Annotated in this window: 17 protein-coding genes; 11 read left to right on the top strand and 6 right to left on the bottom strand. The window is 65.7% G+C overall.

What is annotated here, in order from left to right; translation table 11 throughout:
• Window positions 1–168 precede the first annotated feature (168 nt).
• The 6 genes from IFT71_RS00770 (at window position 169) to IFT71_RS00745 (ending at window position 7,390) form a co-directional block, all read left to right on the top strand.
• Window positions 169–510, top strand: coding sequence for a hypothetical protein (locus tag IFT71_RS00770; protein ID WP_192138802.1), 342 nt, complete (start codon window positions 169–171; stop codon window positions 508–510).
• Between the two features lie 212 nt (window positions 511–722).
• Entirely contained in the window at window positions 723–1,220 is a 498-nt protein-coding gene (locus tag IFT71_RS00765; RefSeq protein ID WP_244654681.1) for an RNA polymerase sigma factor, read from the top strand.
• A complete protein-coding gene (locus tag IFT71_RS21805; RefSeq protein ID WP_192138801.1) occupies window positions 1,217–2,197 on the top strand; it encodes a FecR domain-containing protein in 981 nt (326 codons plus the stop codon). Before IFT71_RS00765 ends, IFT71_RS21805 begins: the two co-directional genes overlap by 4 nt.
• Window positions 2,198–2,296: 99 nt before the next feature.
• Window positions 2,297–4,993: a TonB-dependent receptor gene (locus IFT71_RS00755; protein WP_244654680.1), complete on the top strand. Its 2,697-nt coding sequence runs from the start codon at window positions 2,297–2,299 to the stop codon at window positions 4,991–4,993.
• 69 nt (window positions 4,994–5,062) lie between these two features.
• Window positions 5,063–6,664 carry an alpha,alpha-trehalase TreF gene (treF, locus tag IFT71_RS00750; protein WP_192138800.1) on the top strand — a complete coding sequence of 534 codons (1,602 nt, stop codon included), beginning with the start codon at window positions 5,063–5,065 and terminating at the stop codon, window positions 6,662–6,664.
• 72 nt (window positions 6,665–6,736) lie between these two features.
• Window positions 6,737–7,390, top strand: coding sequence for a nicotinamidase (locus IFT71_RS00745; protein WP_197975979.1), 654 nt, complete (start codon window positions 6,737–6,739; stop codon window positions 7,388–7,390).
• Between the two features lie 72 nt (window positions 7,391–7,462).
• Here IFT71_RS00745 and IFT71_RS00740 read toward each other — a convergent pair whose 3' ends face one another.
• Window positions 7,463–8,476 (bottom strand): SDR family oxidoreductase, encoded by a 1,014-nt coding sequence (locus IFT71_RS00740; protein WP_192138799.1) that lies wholly within the window; start codon window positions 8,474–8,476, stop codon window positions 7,463–7,465.
• Window positions 8,477–8,481: 5 nt separating this feature from the next.
• The gene (locus IFT71_RS00735) at window positions 8,482–9,147 is read right to left on the bottom strand and encodes an HAD family hydrolase (protein WP_192138798.1); all 666 of its coding nucleotides are present in this window, start codon (window positions 9,145–9,147) and stop codon (window positions 8,482–8,484) included.
• Window positions 9,148–9,686: 539 nt separating this feature from the next.
• On the opposite strand from IFT71_RS00735, the gene IFT71_RS00730 reads away from it, so the two are divergent.
• The 5 genes from IFT71_RS00730 (at window position 9,687) to IFT71_RS00710 (ending at window position 13,430) form a co-directional block, all read left to right on the top strand.
• The gene (locus IFT71_RS00730; RefSeq protein ID WP_031395504.1) at window positions 9,687–10,859 is read left to right on the top strand and encodes a zinc-dependent alcohol dehydrogenase; all 1,173 of its coding nucleotides are present in this window, start codon (window positions 9,687–9,689) and stop codon (window positions 10,857–10,859) included.
• A 77-nt stretch (window positions 10,860–10,936) separates the two neighbouring features.
• Window positions 10,937–11,188 carry a hypothetical protein gene (locus tag IFT71_RS00725; RefSeq protein WP_192138797.1) on the top strand — a complete coding sequence of 84 codons (252 nt, stop codon included), beginning with the start codon at window positions 10,937–10,939 and terminating at the stop codon, window positions 11,186–11,188.
• An 84-nt stretch (window positions 11,189–11,272) separates the two neighbouring features.
• Entirely contained in the window at window positions 11,273–11,776 is a 504-nt protein-coding gene (locus IFT71_RS00720) for a ferritin-like domain-containing protein (protein ID WP_192138796.1), read from the top strand.
• 66 nt (window positions 11,777–11,842) lie between these two features.
• Window positions 11,843–12,121: a hypothetical protein gene (locus IFT71_RS00715; RefSeq protein WP_192138795.1), complete on the top strand. Its 279-nt coding sequence runs from the start codon at window positions 11,843–11,845 to the stop codon at window positions 12,119–12,121.
• Between the two features lie 136 nt (window positions 12,122–12,257).
• Window positions 12,258–13,430, top strand: a complete 1,173-nt coding sequence (locus tag IFT71_RS00710) for a winged helix-turn-helix domain-containing protein (protein ID WP_192138794.1) — start codon at window positions 12,258–12,260, stop codon at window positions 13,428–13,430.
• Between the two features lie 52 nt (window positions 13,431–13,482).
• Here the strand turns inward: IFT71_RS00710 and IFT71_RS00705 are convergent, their stop codons facing one another.
• From IFT71_RS00705 to IFT71_RS00690, 4 genes are read right to left on the bottom strand one after another with little or no spacing between them, the layout of a single operon-like run.
• The gene (locus IFT71_RS00705) at window positions 13,483–14,427 is read right to left on the bottom strand and encodes a Csu type fimbrial protein (protein ID WP_244654723.1); all 945 of its coding nucleotides are present in this window, start codon (window positions 14,425–14,427) and stop codon (window positions 13,483–13,485) included.
• A complete protein-coding gene (locus tag IFT71_RS00700) occupies window positions 14,427–16,706 on the bottom strand; it encodes a fimbria/pilus outer membrane usher protein (protein WP_192138792.1) in 2,280 nt (759 codons plus the stop codon). The genes IFT71_RS00705 and IFT71_RS00700 overlap by 1 nt, the downstream gene beginning before the upstream one ends.
• Before the next feature lie 15 nt (window positions 16,707–16,721).
• Window positions 16,722–17,459 (bottom strand): fimbrial biogenesis chaperone, encoded by a 738-nt coding sequence (locus IFT71_RS00695; RefSeq protein ID WP_159511817.1) that lies wholly within the window; start codon window positions 17,457–17,459, stop codon window positions 16,722–16,724.
• Window positions 17,460–17,476: 17 nt separating this feature from the next.
• Complete coding sequence (locus tag IFT71_RS00690; RefSeq protein WP_159511816.1) at window positions 17,477–17,932, bottom strand: spore coat protein U domain-containing protein; 456 nt, start codon at window positions 17,930–17,932, stop codon at window positions 17,477–17,479.
• Between the last annotated feature and the right edge of the window lie 39 nt (window positions 17,933–17,971).

The raw sequence follows: 17,971 nt of genomic DNA, 5'->3' as shown, positions 1-17,971 counted from the left end.
CTTAACGCGCGTGCGGGTTCGCTCCGTGTGACGCACAGCGTCTGGCCCGGGGCCTTCGCGACCCAATCCCGACATCCGTTCCTGTGGTCATCCTGCGTGTCACAGGTGTAGTGGTGCCGGGCCCGCCGCTACGGCGTGCAAACATCCACCGAAAGATTACGCAGCGACATGGCCCGCAAACATTCGAAACATGCCCCGTATGAGGAGCCCAATCGCGAAGACGAGGAAGGCCCGGCACCGGTCGCGCCGTGCTGGCTCTGCGGCCGCGCGCTCGGCAAGACCATTGTCTGGCATCATCCCGTGCCCAAGAGCCGGGGCGGTCGCGATGTCGTGCCGATGCATCCGATCTGCCAGCAGACCTTGATGGCGAATTTCACCAATTCCGAACTGCAACGCCACGGCATGAATGTCGACGCGCTGCTCGCCGATCCCACGGTCCGCAAATTCGTGGATTGGGTCGCGAAGAAAGATCCTGATTTCACCGCGACGACGACGAAGAAGCAGCGCTGACCAGCTACGCCTCGTGGAGCGGCCCAGAAAACGGTGTTCACGGCTTCTACAACACGGCGCGCGTTCGCGTGCATCAATATAGATTTCGAATGCCGCAAGATTGACCGCGTCAAATACCGACCAGCGAGACACATTGACGTAACAGACCCGGCTATTAGAAACCGGTCATGGCTATGGAGGGGGAGCAAGTGTCCGGCCTTGGCGAAAGGACAATGATCCTTCGCGCGCTGGTTGAGACCTATACCCGGCCGCTGAGCCGGTACTTCACGCGGCGCGTGTCCGCGCCGCACGACGTCCCCGACCTGGTCCAGGAGGTTTTCCTGAGGCTAAGTCGGCTGGAGGACCCGAACGGCATTCGCCAACATGACAGCTTCATCTTCGTCACCGCGGCCAATGTCCTGAAGGATCAGGCGCGGCGCAATCAGGCGCGGGGCGCGGGATTGTCGGATCCGATCGACGATCTTTCGCTTGAAGGTTCGGATTTCGCGCCCGACCGCGTCTTGGCGAGTAAGTACATCGCGGACGCGTTGCGTCGTGCGCTTGCCGAACTGCCCGAACGGACACGTGACGTGTTCGTGCTCAGAATGCTGGAGGGATTGAAGATGGCCGATGTCGCGCATGCCATGGCGATCTCGACGCGTGCCGCCGAGAAGCACCAGGCACGCGCGCTCGCGCATGTCGCGGAACGCCTGAAGGACTGGCATCGGTGAGCGCTCCGGTCATGATCGAAGCCGCGGAATGGGCCGAACGGCTCGACCGAGACCCGAGCGCAGCAATGCGTGCGCGGTTCGAGGACTGGCATGCGCGACCGGATCACGCTGCAGCCTGGGCGGTGATAGCCCAAGCACGGGTTGCTAGTGCAGCGCTGGCAGACCATCCCGACCTGCTGGCATTGCGGCACGCGGCCGTGGCGCGTGCCGCGCTGCGCCGCGAGCCGCGACGAGTCGCGCCGTGGATGCTGGCCGCGGCCGCCTGTGCCACGGTGGTCGCGCCGCTGGCGCTGTGGCGCTTCGCGGATGATACGCCTGCCGTGCAGGTCGCCGAAACACCCATGTACCGGACGGCGACGGGTCAGCGCCTGATGGTCACGCTGTCCGACGGGTCGCGGCTGACTCTCGATACCGACACGCAGGTCCGGATGGCCTATACGAGCAACGAGCGTCGATTGGTGCTGGAACGCGGACAGGCCTTGTTCGAGGTCGCCAAGCACCAGACCCGGCCGTTCGTCGTCACTGCCGGCGCGCAGGCGGTGACCGCGCACGGCACCGCGTTCGACGTGCGGCTCGAAACCAGCGCGGTGCGCGTCGCGCTGCTCGAAGGGCTCGTCAGCGTCGCCGGCAAGGGCGCACGCGGCAAGCCCGTCGCGTTGGTGCCCGACGACGTCCTCACCGCATCGGCCAACGGCCTGTCGGTTCGCCACATGCCCGGCAGCGCGCAGCGACTGGCAAGCTGGAGCGAAGGCCGGCTCGTGTTCGAGGACGAGGCATTAAGTCAGGCCGTCGCCGAGATAAATCGCTACAGCGTCCAGCAGATCGCGATCGTCGACGCCGCGGCGGGCCGGGTCCGGATCAGCGGCGCGTTCCGGACGGGCGAGGTCCAGCCGTTCCTCGACGCGCTCGAACTGGGCTTTCCCGTCAGCGTCGATCGGCACCCGAACGGCAGCATCACGATCGCCTCGAAAAAATAATCGACCCGAGGGCAAAACCCGGTTCGGGTTTTCCAACGTCCCGCGTCTTTAGTGTCAGATCGACCCCGGCAGAGGGATCGCACGAACAGGGAGGGTTGCATGACATCCACAGGCAGGGCCGTGCTGATACGCGGCGTGATGTTGACCGCATTGGCGCTGGGCGCGGGCGGGATCCCGATCGGCGTCACCGCGCAGGCCGCTATCGGCATCCGCATCGCGCGGCAGGACATGAGCACCGCGTTGCTCGCCTTCTCGCGCCAGAGTGGCAGGCAGATCCTGTTCTCCCCCACACTCGTCCGCGGCAAGACCGCGCGCGCGGTGGCCGGCCGGATGGACGTCGGCGCTGCGCTGACGACGATCCTGGAAGGCTCCGGGCTCGGCCACCGGCTGACGCCGAGCGGGGCCTATCTGATCATCGACGCGCACGCTCAGGCGGCGGAAGCCACGCCCGCGGCGGTTCAGGTCGCCCCGGCGCAGGCGGCAGCCGATCCGGCTGCGACGCAGGTGCCCGAGGAAACCGCCCCCGATATCGTCGTGATCGGCACGGCGGGCGCAGGCACCCGGCGCCAGGATGCGGCGTTCGCGGTCACCACGATCGACAGCAGCATGGCGCAGCGGCTCGGCACTGCCAGCACTGCCGAAGTCCTTCGTGCGGTGCCGGGGGTCAGCACCGAAAGCTCGGGCGGCAAGACCGGCGCGAACATCTTCGTGCGCGGCTATCCATCAGGGGGCGATGCGGAATATGTCACCTTCCAGACCGAAGGCGTGCCTTTCTTCCCGCCGCCGACGCTGTCGTTCCTCGAAAACACGCAGCTGATCCGCATCGACGAGACGATCCAGCGTGTCGAAGCGGTGCGCGGCGGCACCGGCGCACTGTTCTCGAACGGCCAGCCCGGCCTGACCGTCAACCTCGTCCAGCGCGAGGGGAAGCAGGCGCCGGCCGGGTTGCTGAAACTCAGCGGCACCGATTTCGGCGAGTTCCGCGTCGACAGCTATGTCTCGGGGCCGATCGACGACAGCACGACCTATATGCTCGGCGGCTATTACTCGACCTCGCGCGGGATCCGCGACGCGCAGTTCGAGGCGGAGCGCGGTGGTCAGATCACCGGCAATATCCGCCATGACTTCGACAAGGGCTCGATCCTGCTCTTCGGTCGCTATCTCGACGATCGCGGCCAGTGGCTGCTGCCCATCCCGGTCGTCCAGGACGGCGACAAGATCCGCGAATATCCCGGCTTCGATGCAGGCACCGGAACGCTCGTTGGGCGCGACACGCGGATCGGCGTGCGCAACGACGGCAGCCGGGTCGATCTGGCGGATGGCCGCAGCGCGAAGATCTACAATCTGGGCGGCAATTTCGATTACGAACTCGGCAGCGGGATCACGGTTCGCGATCGCGGCAGCTGGATGGAGGGCGATGCGAACACGATCGGTCTCGTCCCCGGCGGCGCCGCGCCGGTCACCGCCGCCGCCTATGCCGCCGGCCGGGGCGGGACGATCGGATCGCTGACCTTTGCCACCGGCGGTGCGGCGGCCTCGCCCAACCAGGCGGTCGTCGAGGCCGGGTTGTGGAGCGTCGAAAAACACATCCAGGCCTTCGTCAACGATTTCGCGCTGGAATGGAAAACGGGCAGCAACACGCTGACCGGTGGCGTCTACTACACGCGGTACAAGTCGCGCGACCGGTGGAATCTCGGCAACAGCATGCTGCTCACCGCCGAACCCAATGCCCGGCGGCTGAATCTGACGCTGGCGGATGGCCGGATCGTCACGCGGGACGGCTTCTCGGGCGGATCGACGTTCAAGGTCAACGCGCGCTACACCGGCGAGGACGTCGCGGGCTATGCGGTCGACGAACTGCAGATTACCGAACAGCTGCGGATCGACGGCGGCGTCCGGTGGCAGCATCACTCGGTCGACGGCACGCTCGAAAACCTTGCAGCGACGGTCCCGGCGGCGGGTGCGGACGGCAATCCGCTGACGCTCTACGACAATGGCGATGCGCAGCTGAACGGCACCTTCCGCACGATCCGCTACCGCGGCGATGCCTGGTCGTGGACCGGCGGCGTCAATTACGACCTGACCCGGCAGGTCGGCGCGTTCGTCCGCTACAGCCGCGGCAACAGCTTTCCGTTCTTCGACAATCTGCGCGACGGGATCGACGTCGCACCGCAGGTCGACAGCTATGAGGGCGGCGTGAAGGTCTCGACCGGCATCGCCAACCTGTACGCGACGCTGTTCCACAATACGTTCGACGGCCTTGCGACGACGGTCATCACCAGCGGCGCCCCGATCGCGTCGGTCGGCGGCGCCAAGGCGACCGGCGTCGAGTTCGAGGGGCAGTTGCGGCCGTTCGGCGGCTTCACGCTCAGCGGGTCGGCGACCTATCTCGACGCCAGCTACCGCGACTTCTTCACCGATGGCGGCCGGACCGATCTCACCGGCAACCGGGTTCAGCGCCAGCCGAAATGGCAATGGCGCGTGACCCCCGCCTATGATCTCGAGCTCGGCGGCGATGCGAAGGCCGGCGTCTATGCGACGATCGGCTATATCGGCGACCGCTTCTCGGACGTCCAGAACGCGCAGGTGCTGCCGAGCTTTTACAAGCTCGACGCAGGCATCACGCTCGATCTGAACCGGCAGGTGCAGTTCCAGGTCATCGGAGACAATCTGACCGACGAGATCGGGCTGACCGAAGGCAATCCGCGCACGCTCGGATCGCAGGGCAGCGGCACGATCCTCGCAAGGCCGATCGTGGGTCGCTCGATCCGCTTCGCCGCCGCGTTCAAGTTCTGACACAGCCCAGGGTGATCGATCCCGCCCCGTCGGGGGATCGATCACCCTGGCGAAATGGTTGCGATCTTCATGAAAACCCTTTGCCGTTTTGCCGCCCTGGCCTCGGTTGCCGCGATGGCGCCTGCCCAGACCGCTCCGTCCCGACCGGCTGCATCCGCCGCGAAGGCCCAGTCGCCCGCCGATATCTATGGCCCGCTGTTCCAGGCCGTGCAGCATGGTCACGTCTTCGCGGACGGCAAGACGTTCGTCGATGCCGTCCCCAAGCGCGCTGCCGCGGCGATCATGGCGGACTATGCGCGGACCAGACCCGCCGGCCCGGCGCTGAAGGCGTTCGTGCTCGCCAATTACGTCGTGCCCGGCGAGAATGACCGGGGTTCGGGCGATCTGAGGTCGCATGTCCGGGCCTTGTGGCCGCAACTCGTCCGTCAGCCGGTCGCCCCCGTCGCCGGCAGCTCCGCTTTGCCGCTGCCGGCACCCTATGTGGTGCCGGGCGGGCGCTTCCGCGAAATCTATTACTGGGACAGCTATTTCACGATGCTCGGGCTGAAGGTCGACGGCCAGCAGCCGCTTGTCGAGTCGATGCTCGACAATTTCACCAGCCTGATCGAGCGCTACGGGCATATCCCGAACGGGACGCGGACCTATTATCTTAGCCGGTCGCAGCCGCCTTATTATGCGCTGATGCTCGATCTCTCGACCAACACCGACCCCGCTGTCGCAAAGCGTCGGCTGGCGGCACTGCGCGCCGAGCACGCCTTCTGGATGAAGGGCGCGACCTGCCTCGACGGCAACCCGGCCTGTCTCCGCGTCGTGCGGATGCCCGACGGTAGCGTGCTCAACCGCTATTATGACGACCGCGATACGCCGCGCGACGAATCCTATGCCGAGGACGTCGAGACCGCGGCCAGGGCGGCACCCCGCGCCGCTGCCGATACGCAACGCAACCTTCGCGCGGGCGCCGAGAGCGGTTGGGATTTCAGCTCCCGCTGGCTTCGCGATCCCCGGTCGCTCGCCACAATCCACACCACCGACATCGTGCCCGTCGATCTCAACAGCCTGATCTGGGCGATGGAACGCCGCATCGCCGCGCGCTGCCAGACCGCCGGCGACACCCCCTGCGTGACCGAATTCACGACCCTGGCGACCAAGCGCAAGACCGCGATCGACCGTTATCTCTGGCAGGCGACGACCGCGCGCTACGCCGATTGGGACCTGTCGACGCGCATGCCAACGACCAGCGTCAATGCGGCGATGCTGCACCCGCTGTTCGTCGGGCTTGCGTCGCCGGCCCAGGCGAAGGCCGTCGCCGCGACGGTGCGCAAATCATTGGTCGCCGAGGGGGGCCTGCGCACGACGACGCTCAACACCGGGCAGCAATGGGACGAACCCAATGGCTGGGCACCGCTGCAATGGGTCGCGATCGCAGGGCTCGAGCGAAACGGCGAACCGGCGCTGGCCAAGGACATCGCGAGACGCTGGCTCGGGACGGTCGGCGCGGCCTATGCCGACACCGGTAAGATGCTCGAAAAGTATAATATCGAACAGCGCATACCCGGCGGGGGCGGCGAATATCCGGTCCAGGACGGGTTCGGCTGGACCAACGGCGTGACCAGCGCGATCCTCGATCGCTTCCCGGACCTGGCCCAGCCGTCGACCAGTGTTCGCAAATAGGCGCTCGGCAATAGGATCATTCTTGTCATCGGCCGCCTTTGACGCGACCTGTCGGCTTTGCAGGAGGTGACATTGGGTATCGAGCAGTTCACCGGCGACGCAGCGATCACGGGGTCGGACGCGCTCATCGTCGTCGACCCGCAGATCGACTTCTGCCCCGGCGGCCGGCTGGCGGTTGCGGGCGGAAACGAGATCATGGCCGGGATCGAACGGCTCGCTCCGCGGTTCCGGCATGTCGTCGTAACCCAGGACTGGCATCCTGCGGGACACCAGTCCTTCGCGAGCAGCCACCCCGATCGGCAGCCATTCGAAACCGTGGCGATGCCCTATGGCGAGCAGGTCTTATGGCCCGATCACTGCGTTCAGGGAACCGCTGGTGCCGAATTCCATCCCGGGGTGGAGGGCACCATCCGCCGCGCACACGTCATCGTTCGTAAGGGCTATAATGCGGAGATCGATTCCTATTCGGCCTTTTTCGAGAACGACAAGACGACGAGGACGGGGCTGGCCGGGTATCTGCGAGACAAGCAGGTCCGGCGGTGCGTGTTCGTTGGGCTGGCCTATGATTTCTGCGTTGCCTGGTCGGCGCTCGATGCGCGGCGCGAGGGCTTCGAAGCGTCTATACTGACGGAATACACGCGAGCGATCGCGATGCCGGCAGGTGATGGAACGACGGTCGACGTGGCGGAAGCGCAGTTCCGCGCAGCCGGCGTCCGGTTGATATAGACTTCAAAATGGCGCGGAAGGATGGTCACGCGTCGACGCCGCGCACGCTCCCTACTCTTTCCGTGCCTGATATTACCGGCGGGCACCTTTTGGTCGGCTGAGCGCGACGGCGATACCCGCGCCGACAACGCCCAGCATCACAACCGCGGGGTGAAGCTTCTGCGCCTGCAGCACGCTGCTCGACGTGCGGGCCCGGACATGCTGGGTCCCGCGCAGCGCATCGGCCCGCGGATCATAGAGATTGTCGCGGCGTGCCGGATCACCGGGATCCCCGGGCTTCTGCTGCGCGAACGTGCCGACCAGTTCCATGATCCGGTCGCTCACCCGCGGCGCGGCGCGCGCGAGAAGCGAGGCCAGCAGCCCGCCACCGCCAGCATACAGCGTCCGCCGCGGCGTCTCGCACGCGAACAGCACCGCGTCGGCGACGACGGAGGGGGCGTAGAGCGGCGGTGGCAGGCGCGGTGGCTGATCCATGAAATTGCGCGCATGTTCGGGGAATGGCGTGTCGATTGCGCCGGGCTTGATCAGCGTGACCGAAATGCCGGCCCCCTCCTGCTCCAGCTCCATCCGCAACGTGTCCGTCAGCGCCTGCACCGCATGCTTGGTCGCGCCATAGGGCCCCTGCTCGACGATCGCACGGTCGCTGAGAATTGAGCCGATAGTGACGATCGCGCCGCCTCGGCCGCGCAGATGGCGGGCCGCGACCAGCGATCCGTGCAGTACGCCGAAATAATTGACGTCGAACACGCGCCGGTGATCGGCGATCGGCACCTGATCGAGTGTGCCGTACGTGCCTGTCGCGGCATTGTTGACCCAGCTGTCGAAGCCGCCGAACGCCGCGACTGCAACGGCGGCGACACGCTCGACCGCGGCCATGTCGCTGACGTCGGCAACGCACACCGCGATGCGTCCGCCATCGGCCGACAAACGGACGCGGAGGGCCTCGAGCGCCGCGTCGTTCCGCGCGGTCGCGACGACGGCCGCACCGCGTTGCACGGCGGCCTCGACAATTGCGAGGCCGTTGCCGCTGGTCGCGCCGGTAACGACGATGACCTGATCGCGAAGGGGTTTCAGTGTGACAGACATAGCGGTCAGCGCCCCAGCGGCGATTGGGCGTAATCGACAAGCAAGGCCGCGACATCGTCATAGATCGCGACCGCACCCGCGCCGTTCAGTTGCTCGTCGCTGAACTTGCCCGATCGGACCGCAACCGCGGCGATGCCGCATTTGGCGGCCGCCTCAATATCATAAGGCGTATCGCCGACGACGATCACCTCGGCGGGATCGATTCCCGGCAGCGCCTTCAGGGCGGTCGCGAAAATGTCCGGGGCAGGTTTGGTCCGCTCGACGTCGTCGCTGCTCGTCGTCGTGCCGATCAGATCGCGCGCCTCGAGCAGCGCGATGTAATGGTCGAGCTCCGATCCCGACGCGGACGAGGCGAGCACGACCTGCTGCCCCAGGCTATGCGCGTGCGCCAGCAGATCATGCGCGCGAGCGAACGGCTTGGCAGTCTCGAGATATTTTGCCTTGAAGATCGCGCCATGCGTATCGCCGAGTTTCTCCTGCTCCTCAGCGTCGGCATCGGGCAACAGGGTCGGCACGAGCATGTCGGTCCCCTTGCCAATCTGATCGTGGATCACCTGCCGGTCGAAGGACGCCCCGACACCTGCAAAGGCCTCCTCCCAGGCGAGGACATGCATGTCATTGGTATCGACCAGCGTGCCGTCGATATCGAAAAGGATGGCCTTGATTTGCATAGTTCAATCCCGGGTCTGACGTCGTGTATTCGCCAACCAGCACGCCAGCGCCGTGACAGGCGTGGCGCTAAGCGTCGGCAAGAGATGATGATATCCTAACGGTTGACTGTCCGAATTGGCCCCGTCGACGGCGAATTTGACGGTGCGCACTGCGCTTAACCGAGCATCCAACCCTGTCTCCATCGTACCGCGACATCCTTTCGCACGCGGTTTTCGCTAGGAAGGACCCCCGAATGATCGTGGCTTTCGGAAATTTTCCAATGATATCCTGTCTTTAGCTACCCTGATAAGGATCAATACGAAATATACCCGTCGAATTCTGGAAATCGTCAGGAACGATGAGGAGGCTCGGATCGCTATGTCTCCATCAATATCCAAAGCTTGACGGCACGACGCCCAACTGAACCACGCTGACCAACGCCTTTGCTGGCATCGCGAAGTCTATCGTCCGTCGGGCTTGGTCTACTGCTTATTATTTTTGACGGCGTAATGTACTTTTCGAGAGTGCGGCACGCCAATTAAAAGACGGAGACTTTCTGATGCGCGCACTGGTTTGGCATGGAAAAGGCGATGTTCGGGTCGATACGGTCGCGGATCCCGAGATCAAGCATCCGCGTGACGCGATCATCAAGGTGTCGTCTTGCGCGATCTGCGGGTCCGATCTTCATTTGCTCGACGGGTATCAGCCGACGATGCAGGCCGGGGACATTCTCGGCCATGAGAATATGGGCGTCGTCGTCGCACTGGGCTCCGAGGTCACCAACCTGAAGATCGGCGACCGCGTCGTCGTGCCGTTCACGATCAGCTGCGGCGACTGCTTCTTCTGCCGCAAGGGGCTGTTCTCGGCGTGCGAGCGGACCAACCCGAATGCCGAAATGGCGATCAAGGCGATGGGCCATTCGCCTGCCGGCCTGTTCGGCTTCAGCCATATGCTCGGCGGGTATTGCGGTGGCCAGGCGGAGTATCTGCGCGTGCCCATGGCCGATATCGGCCCGATCAAGGTTCCCGACAACGTCACCGACGATCAGGCGCTGTTCCTCTCCGATATTTTCCCGACGGGCTATATGGCCGCCGAGAATGCGAACATCGAAGAGGGCGACACCGTGGCGATCTGGGGCTGCGGTCCGGTCGGCCAGTTCGCGATCCGATCGGCGCTGATGCTCGGCGCGGGCCGCGTGATCGCGATCGACGAGGTGCCCGAGCGTCTCGCGATGGCCGAGGCCGGCGGTGCGGAGACGATCAACTTCGCCGAGGTCGACAGTGTCTATGACGAACTCCAGTTCCGCACCAAGGGCCGCGGTCCGGACAGCTGCATCGACGCCGTCGGTGCAGAGGCTTCGGGTCATGGCGCGATGGATGCGGTGATCGACAAGGTGAAGGCGGCGACGTTCCTCGCCACCGACCGCGTGCATGTCCTGCGCGAGGCCATCATGAGCTGCCGGATGGGTGGCACGGTCTCGATCCCCGGCGTCTATGTCGGGATGGGCGACAAGATCCCGATCGGCGCGATGATGAACAAGGGGCTGACGATCAAGACCGGCCAGACGCATGTCCAGGCTTACACCAAGCCTTTGCTGGCGCGCATCGAAGCTGGCGACATCGACCCGAGCTTCGTCGTGACTCACCCTGCAAGCCTCGAGGATGCGCCCGAAATGTACCAGAAGTTCCGCGACAAGCAGGACGGTGTCATCAAGGTCGTGCTGCGGCCGTAACCCTGCCCCACCCCGGTCCGCTCGGCATGCCGATCGGGGTGGCCGCTTCCTATCCACGACCGTCACGAGGAGTTTCCATGAGCGACAAGGTTCATACCCCCGTCCCGGGCAATCCCGCGAGCAAGGGCGCGCCGGATGGCGTCTCGGAGTCGCCTCGCAGCGATACTGCCGGCCGCGTTCACGGTCGCAGCGACGGCGGTGAAAGCGCGGGCGGCGCCTATCTCAACCCGCACGAAGGCAAGACCGACGCCGATACTAGCCCCGCGTCGCAGGGCGGCCAGACGGACATCGCCTATCATGGTGGCGGTCAGGCGGGTGGCGCGGGCTGACGCCTGGACGGCACGCCCCCCCCTTATTCAACGTCAATCACGCCACCAGGCATGTCTGTCCCGTACACCAGCAAGGAGTATCCCATGTCTGCACCCGAAGATCTGAAAGACATCTACACCGACGAGCTGAAGGACCTGTGGTCGGCGAATGATCAGATGAAGAAGGTTCTGAAGAAGATCACGTCGAAGGCCAGCGATGGCGCGCTGAAGGACATGCTGACCAAGTCGCAGGCGGATATCGAGAAGCATACCGATCTCCTCAAGGGGCTGATCGCGTCGAACGACGAGAAGGTCTCCAAGGAGCATTGCAAGGGCATGGAAGGGCTGGTTGCCGAAGCCACCAAGCACGTCCTCGAAGAGGGTCCGGAAAAGGGTCCGTTGCTCGATGTCATGATCATCGCCCAATATCAGCGGATGACGCATTACGGCATCGCCGGCTTCGGCACAGCCGCAGCCTATGCCAAGGCGCTGGGTCTCAAGGATGATCACAAGGCGCTGAACGCGGCCACCAAGGACATTTACGGTGGCGACGAATATATGACGAAGCTCGCCGAGACGAGCGTCAACATCGACGCCGAAGACGCCTGAAATGATCGCCCGCCGGCTCACCCCGGCGGGCGATGCCCTGCCCCGTAGACGACGGACGCGACAGTCATGACCACCTACCCCTTGAGCGAGCCGGCCCGGATCTTCGCTGACGCATCGTCCGCCGGCGCGACACCGACGGAAGTCGGACGCGGAACGCTCGAGGCATGCGTCGATATCGTCGCTGGTCTGTCGGAGGCGCGGCAGCGTTCCGTCGACATCCATATGGACGATCTCGACCTCCGGTTCGATGCGCGGGAGATCAGCGAACTCCTCCACTATCTCCGCACGGAAAAACCAGGTCTTTCAAACGCGGAAATTACCGAGATCAAGGTCGCCGACCAGTAGCGACAAAGGCGCTCGTGGCGTTCCGCGATTGCCTGTGCGCCCCGCAGCACCCGGATCACACGGAGTACGCTGTAGCCCGGCGCGGGCAGCCAGGGTAACATTGACCGTCGCTGTCCTTTGCGACCATCATCACCACATGATCATCTCGCAGGCCGATGCGCGCCGCATTGCGCTTGCAGCCCAAGGGTTCGGCCGACCGCCGCCGCCTCGGGTCACGGCGGCGCATCTCCACAAGGCCGCCGATCGGACGGGGCTTCTTCAGATCGACAGCGTCAACGTGCTGGCCCGCGCGCATTACCTGCCGCTGTTTTCCCGGCTTGGCGGCTACGACCGGGCGCTGCTCGAGCGCGCCGCCTGGGGTCCAAAGCCGCATCGCCGGTTCTTCGAATATTGGGCGCATGAGGCGTCGCTGCTGCCGCTCGAGCTTCATCCGCTGCTGCGATGGCGGATGGCCCGCGCTGAGCGAGGCGAGATCGGCTACGCCGCGCTTCGCCGCTTTGCGACAGAGCATCGTAGCGAAGCCGACGCCATATTGACCCGCATCGCGGCCGAGGGCCCCCTGACCGCCGCCGATTTCGAAAACGGGGCGAGCCGCAGCGGCTGGTGGGAATGGAGCGACGTCAAACACGCGCTGGAATGGCTGTTCTGGTCGGGCCGGATCACCACGGCGACACGGCGGGGCAGTTTCGCGCGGGTCTATGACCTGCCCGAGCGTGTCCTGCCCCCTGCCGTGCTCGCCATGCCCACGCCAAGCGTTACCGAGGCGCAGCGGGCGCTGATCGATCGGAGCGCCCGCGCGCTCGGCATCGCGACCGCCGCCGAGCTGCGTGATTATTTCCGGCTGAAGCCCGTCGAGGCGGATCATGCCATTGCCGATCTGGTCGAGGATCAGGCGTTGGTGCCCGTCCGCGTGGACGGCTGGAGCCAGAAGGTCTGGCTGCACCGTGACGCCGCGGTGCCCCGCCGGGTGCGCGGGGCGGCCTTGCTGGCGCCCTTCGATCCGCTGATCTGGGAACGCGGCCGCACCGAACGCCTGTTCGGCTTCCGGTACCGTATCGCGATCTATGTGCCGCAGGCGCAACGCACCCACGGCTATTATGTGCTGCCCTTCCTGATGGACGAGGCGTTGGTCGCGCGGGTCGATCTCAAGGCGGACCGGCAAGCGGGCGTGCTGCTGGCAAAACGCATAACGCTCGAACCGGGGGCGCCCGGCGAGACGCTGCCCCGGCTCCAGATCGAGTTGGAGCGGATGGCGCACTGGCTCGGCCTGTCTGAGCTTCGTATCGGCGAGATCATCCGCCCCGCGTGATGCGCCATGCAGCGATCGAAATGCTCGCCGCCACATGTTAGTGGCTGATCGATCAGAATGTCACGACCACACTAACGGCGTCCTGGTAGCTTCCAGCCGCTGGCGTGACCTGCGCCTGATTGATTCTGGCGACATAGGGATAGGTCCTGACCGGGGTCAGGCTGCCCGTTCCGGGACTTGCGCCGGTAAGCGGGTTGGCTTCGTTCCAGACGGTGACGCCATCCGCATGATAGATCTGATACTGCAACGTCGCACCCGCGCCGCTGGTCATCTGCCGCCACGCCGCACCGGTACCGGCACCGCCGGGTGTAAAGCCGATCCGGTAGACGGCGTCGCGGGTACAATCGATCTGGACGGCCGAGGTCACCGCACCGAACTGCGTGACGAGCGCCGCACTGCCGAAGGACAGGTCGGGCGCGGTGATCTTGCAGTCGTTGCCGACCACCAGCGTCACCTGAAGCGTTACGACGACCTTGCCACTGTCATAGCCCGAACAGACAAGGCTCAGCACATTCACCCCGTTGCAGACGCTATAGTCCCACTGCACCGTCAGTGTGTCGCTATACGTCCCGGCAGCCACATTGGGAGCCGCCGTCAAACGCGCGAACAATGGCGTGGTAAAACTGCTTCCACCGCCCTGCAGCGCCAGCAGGCTGCCGCTCATATAGTTGACGGTCGATCCTTGCGTGAACGGCGTGGTGCCGCTGGCATCTGCCGACACCTGATAGGCGATCGCGTCGGCGCCTTTGACCAGGCGAAACTGGTTGAGGCTGGTGATGGTCGCGCGCGCCGAATTGCCGCCGATCAGGGTCAGCACGGACCCCGTACAGGAAAGACCGGCGGATCCGGCAACCTGCGGCACCGTGCCCCCTCGCACGTCGTACGACGACACCGGCGAGAAGGTGAGTGCCCCGGACGATGTCGTGCAGGCGGCGAATGCAGGGCCCGTGACGATGCTCAGGACCACCAGTGCGAAGAACAGCCGCAGCGACACCATCACCGGCACGAGACCGGTCCTATCCGTGACAGCGCCGCGACGTCTGCGGAGACGCCGAACGTCGCCTGGCACACCGTCCCGTCCGACGTCAGCGCGGAGAGCGACACCTGTTCGCCGACATCCTCCAGATACGCGATGCCGTCCCAGCCAATGGCGACATCGGGATGTCCCTCACGCCGGACGCGACCGCCCGGCTTGAGCGCCGCCCCGGTGCTGTCGACGAGCACGGCGAGGATGTTGCGCGTCATGCGAACGTTCAGACGCACGACGGCGCCGCTACCCTGTCGCACGGCAACCCGCTGCTCCACCGCGGATGCGACATGGTTCTCCGACAGCGACAGCGTATCGATCGCGAAGCGGACGGGAAGATAGGGCACGACATTGGGCACGAAGAGATGGCCCTTGCGGTTCGTCACGCCGACCGGCTGGTTTTCATAGCTGACGCCAACGCCCGCCACGCCAGTCTCGACGACCGCGAAGGCATCGCTCGCCTGATTGGCGACGAACAGGCCGCCGTCCATCGCCACGATCGAACCCGATGCGCCGATCCAGGCCGAGCTGCGCGCCTGGGCCGTCGCGCCCCCGGCCTGCACTTCGATGAAGGGCGCGCGCCATGTCCCGGTCACCTGCCCCGATGCGGGCCCCCGGCTCGCCGCTGCTATCCCGGCGTCGATGCCAAGGCCGCCATCGGTCGGCGTCGCCCGGGTGTAACCGACCTGATAGAGATTGCGCCCGGCCGAACGGCTGATACCGCCGCTGGCCGCATTGCGTCCGAACGGGATGAACAGGCGCAGCTGGGCGCTGGTCGCGCCCCGTTCGAAATCGCGATCCGCAGTCACGAACAGGTTCGCCCGCGATCCGACCGGACGACCATAGGACAAGGACAGCAGGCGCGAACGCAGCGTGAGTTCGTCGACCGATCCCAAGGTCCGCCCCGAAATATACGCAGCCCCCAATGTGCCCAACCGCGCCAGATTGACGTTGGCGATCGCGCGATAGGTTCGCCGCCGTGTCGCGGGATTTGCAAGGTCGAAGCTGGCGAGCTCGCGAAAGCCCCTGCTGCGATCGTCATATTGCGCGGCAACGCTGAAGTGACGCGCGGTATAGCTGTAGCCGAGCGACCAGCGATGACCCGCGGCCTGCCCCGAACGCGACGCACTGACCGACAGCGCGACGGTGCCAAATCGCCACGGCGCCACCACGAGCCCGCCCCCGATCTGCCGAAGCCGGGCAGTCGCCTCGGCATGCGCCTCGAGCGTCAGGAACGACGTCATGCCGCGTCGGATCGAGCCATTGGCGGCGAGCGTGCCGTAATCGAAGTTGCGGATGCCATAGCCTTGGCGGATGGCGCCGGCTTCGGCTGCGAAATCGGTGAGCCCGGCGCGCAGCAGCGTCGACGAGACGTAGAAGGGAATCGTGGTCGCGATCTGTCGGCCCACGGCGTCCGTCGTGACGATCACGGCCTCGCCAGCGCCGTTGATCACCGGGACATCCTGCAGCACGAACCGACCGGGCGCGACGTCTGCACCCTGCTGCCGATAGCCGTCGACGAACAGGTCCACCGCCGACGGTACCGCAGCCTTGCCCGCAAAGCTCGGCAGCGGCATCGTCAACAGGTCCGGCCGCGTATTGAAATCGCGCGTGAGCTGCAGGCCACCCAGCCGGACGGACGTGCTCCAGGGCAAGGACCGCGTGATCAGGTCACCCGCCGTGACGGTCAGCGCGCGATCCTCGTTGATGATTTTCGCATGCGTATCGTAGCGCAGATAGCCGCCGATGCCGGACCCGAGCCGCAGCACGCCGGAATTGGAGAGCGTCGCGACCGGCCCGAAGACCCGCTGTTCGGACCATAAAGATGCAAGGGAGCCGCCGTCGACGCGCTGCGCGTAGAACTGGTAGTTGACCATCGCGCCCCAGCTGGCGAGCGTGGCGGCGCGGGGTCGTCCACCCGCAGCGATCCGGGTGGTCGGCAGATAGTCGGGCGCGGTTTCGAGATGGAGCGTCTGGAGCGCGGCGTCATAGCGGGCGCGGGTGTGCGGCAGCGACGCGACGTCGCGCTCCGTCCCGCCGCCCTCCCCCTCGAGCGTCACGCCATTTCGGCTGAGCGCCTCGGCCGGCACGAGCATGCGTGTGCCGACGATCCGCAGCGGCACCAGGTCACCGGTGGCACGGCCGTTCACGACCAGCTCGACGAACAGCTGCTGCACCGGGTCACCCGCGCGTGCCATTTGTGGCAGGCAGACCAGCATGGTCGTCAGCAGGAGCGCACCGCGGATCATGGCGTGTCGGACGGATCAACGCGCGGCAATGCGCTGATCGGCGCCATTGACGTTTGCCACCAGCGGACTGGTGTCCGGGACGCCTTCCGGCACCGGCCAGCGCATCGTCTGACCCGCCAGGACATAGCCAGCGAGCCCCGAAGCAAGACTGGTCTTCTTGTCGTCCGCCGTCCGGATATCGACAAGGCGCGCATGCAGCATGCCGGTATTGCGGATCGCCAGCATCCGACCGCTGCCGCTCCGTTCCACCGTCGCGGTCAGTTCGGGCGTGGCCGCGTTGACGGACCCCGCATAGGTGAAGAGCGGCACCGAATAGCGCATCTGTACCGCAAGCTCGGCCGCCGGCAACCGGCTCGCATTCGGCGCGTTGGCGGTGGGGATTTCGTCGATCAACAGGCGGTAGCTGCGCTCCCCCGGGCCAGACTGGTCGTTCGCCGCGGCGGCAGGTCGCTCGCGCCGCAGCACACGGATCATCTGCCGTTCCCCCGCCGGGATGACTGCGATCGGCGGGCTGGCGACGACCTCGTCCTGATCGTCGTACAGATCGCCCTGCGGACCCTGCGACCAGCGCAAAGTCCGGACCTGCATCGTGATCGGCTCGTTGCCCTTGTTCTCGATCCACAGCGCGGTCGCACGCTCGGTGGCGGCGATTTTCGGATCGACCGGCCAGATGATGACCGCCGCGGCGCGACTTGTGCCTGGCAGCAGGAGGAGCGGCGAGACGATGGCGGTCAACATACGCAGGATCTTCATGACTTGTCCTTGCTGCATCACCAGGTGACGGTGATGCGAACCACATCGGAATATCGCCCCGCCGCCACGCCGCGCTGGACGACGGCACGGGCCTGTACGGGAACGGACAGTCGCGACGTGCCGAGCGGGAATGCCAGCGCGATCGCCTGCGACGTCCAGGGCGTCTGACTGCCATTCGCGAACAACTGATAGGGCATGCGATCGGCAGGCCGGGTTGCATGGACGAGTTGGCGCACCCCGTTGGACGGCTGACTGCCATTGTCCGCGGTGAGGGTGACGCTCATTCCCGGGGTGCAGTCGATCTGCAATCCGGCGGCAACCGCGGTGACCAGGCTGCCTTGCGCGGCTCCCCCATCGACCCCGTTCACCGACCCGAGGTCGATCGATCCCCAACTGCCCCCCGTCTCGGCGCTGACCGCGCAACCATTGGCGATGACCGCCCCTACCCTGAACGTGCGGCTGGTCTCGGCCATGCTCCCGGAAGCACAGCTTGCGATCGCCGATAGCGCGAA

The sequence above is a fragment of the Sphingomonas sp. CFBP 13733 genome, assembly GCF_014841795.1.
Taxonomy (GTDB): Bacteria; Pseudomonadota; Alphaproteobacteria; order Sphingomonadales; family Sphingomonadaceae; genus Sphingomonas; species Sphingomonas aerolata.
Note: the sequence above shows the minus strand (reverse complement) of the source record. Positions and strands in the feature narration are given on the sequence as shown.

Bases quoted from the DNA above. Each gene is read 5' to 3' on its own strand.
- IFT71_RS00725 (WP_192138797.1), top strand. From the start codon at position 10,937: ATGAGCGACAAGGTTCATACCCCCGTCCCGGGCAATCCCGCGAGCAAG.
- IFT71_RS00735 (WP_192138798.1), bottom strand. From the start codon at position 9,147: ATGCAAATCAAGGCCATCCTTTTCGATATCGACGGCACGCTGGTCGAT.
- IFT71_RS00770 (WP_192138802.1), top strand. From the start codon at position 169: ATGGCCCGCAAACATTCGAAACATGCCCCGTATGAGGAGCCCAATCGC.
- IFT71_RS00715 (WP_192138795.1), top strand. From the start codon at position 11,843: ATGACCACCTACCCCTTGAGCGAGCCGGCCCGGATCTTCGCTGACGCA.
- IFT71_RS00720 (WP_192138796.1), top strand. From the start codon at position 11,273: ATGTCTGCACCCGAAGATCTGAAAGACATCTACACCGACGAGCTGAAG.
- IFT71_RS00730 (WP_031395504.1), top strand. From the start codon at position 9,687: ATGCGCGCACTGGTTTGGCATGGAAAAGGCGATGTTCGGGTCGATACG.
- IFT71_RS00695 (WP_159511817.1), bottom strand. From the start codon at position 17,459: ATGAAGATCCTGCGTATGTTGACCGCCATCGTCTCGCCGCTCCTCCTG.
- IFT71_RS00740 (WP_192138799.1), bottom strand. From the start codon at position 8,476: ATGTCTGTCACACTGAAACCCCTTCGCGATCAGGTCATCGTCGTTACC.
- treF (WP_192138800.1), top strand. From the start codon at position 5,063: ATGAAAACCCTTTGCCGTTTTGCCGCCCTGGCCTCGGTTGCCGCGATG.
- IFT71_RS00710 (WP_192138794.1), top strand. From the start codon at position 12,258: ATGATCATCTCGCAGGCCGATGCGCGCCGCATTGCGCTTGCAGCCCAA.
- IFT71_RS00755 (WP_244654680.1), top strand. From the start codon at position 2,297: ATGACATCCACAGGCAGGGCCGTGCTGATACGCGGCGTGATGTTGACC.
- IFT71_RS00705 (WP_244654723.1), bottom strand. From the start codon at position 14,427: ATGGTGTCGCTGCGGCTGTTCTTCGCACTGGTGGTCCTGAGCATCGTC.
- IFT71_RS00690 (WP_159511816.1), bottom strand. From the start codon at position 17,932: ATGGCCGAGACCAGCCGCACGTTCAGGGTAGGGGCGGTCATCGCCAAT.
- IFT71_RS00700 (WP_192138792.1), bottom strand. From the start codon at position 16,706: ATGATCCGCGGTGCGCTCCTGCTGACGACCATGCTGGTCTGCCTGCCA.
- IFT71_RS00765 (WP_244654681.1), top strand. From the start codon at position 723: ATGATCCTTCGCGCGCTGGTTGAGACCTATACCCGGCCGCTGAGCCGG.